Here is an 894-nt window from a genome sequence, read left to right on the forward strand (position 1 = left end):
ATACGTTTCCGTTGCTGTCTTTCGCTACAACTTTAACTTTGTCGCCTTCTTTAACTTCTACACCTTTTGGTACATCTACTTTGTAGTTACCTTCTCCATCTACTGGTACATCTTTGATAACATCTCCGTTTGGTAATGTTACATCTACTGTTCCGTTTGGTTCTGCCTTACCTGTGATCACTTTGTCACCTGGTTGTACAGGATTAACAGTTGGTGCTTCCGGTGCAACTGTATCTTGTACTTTTACCGGTACATCTACTATTTCTTTCGAACCATCTGGATATGTTACTTCTACTTTTCCTGTGTAGTCGCCTAGTTTGTTTGTATCAATTGTTCCAGCTGGTGTGACGTCTTTAACTGTTGTTCCTTCTGGTAATTTTGTTAAGTCAATGTTGTCTGTTAGGTCGACTTTGCCGCCTTTTTCTACTACTTCTGGTGTCACTTTTGGTTCATTTTCATCAGCTTGTGATGCCTTAACTTTTACAGGTACATCTGCTGTATCTTTTGAACCATCTGGATACGTTACTTCTACTTTTCCTGTGTAATCACCTGGTTTGTTTGTATCAATTGTTCCAGCTGGTGTGACATCTTTAACTGTTGTTCCTTTTGGCAGTTTTGTTAAATCAACGTTATCTGTTAAGTCGACTTTGCCACCTTTTTCTACTACTTCTGGTGTTACTTTTGGTTCGTTTTCGTCAGCTTGTGTTTTTGCCGCTTCTTTTACTGTTACCGGTACATCCGCTGTGTCTTTCGAACCATCTGGATATGTTACTTCTACTTTTCCTGTGTAATCACCTGGTTTGTTTGTATCAATTGTTCCAGCTGGTGTGACATCTTTAACTGTTGTTCCTTTTGGCAGTTTTGTTAAATCAACGTTATCTGTTAAGTCGACTT

Annotated in this window: 1 protein-coding gene; it reads right to left on the minus strand. The window is 39.1% G+C overall.

The window, feature by feature from the left end; all coding sequences use genetic code 11:
• Positions 1-894, minus strand: an 894-nt coding sequence (locus NXS11_RS10860; protein ID WP_259201280.1) for a Rib/alpha-like domain-containing protein, incomplete at both ends; no start/stop codon positions are given.

The sequence above is a fragment of the Staphylococcus americanisciuri genome (assembly GCF_024814435.1).
Classification (GTDB): domain Bacteria; phylum Bacillota; class Bacilli; order Staphylococcales; family Staphylococcaceae; genus Staphylococcus; species Staphylococcus americanisciuri.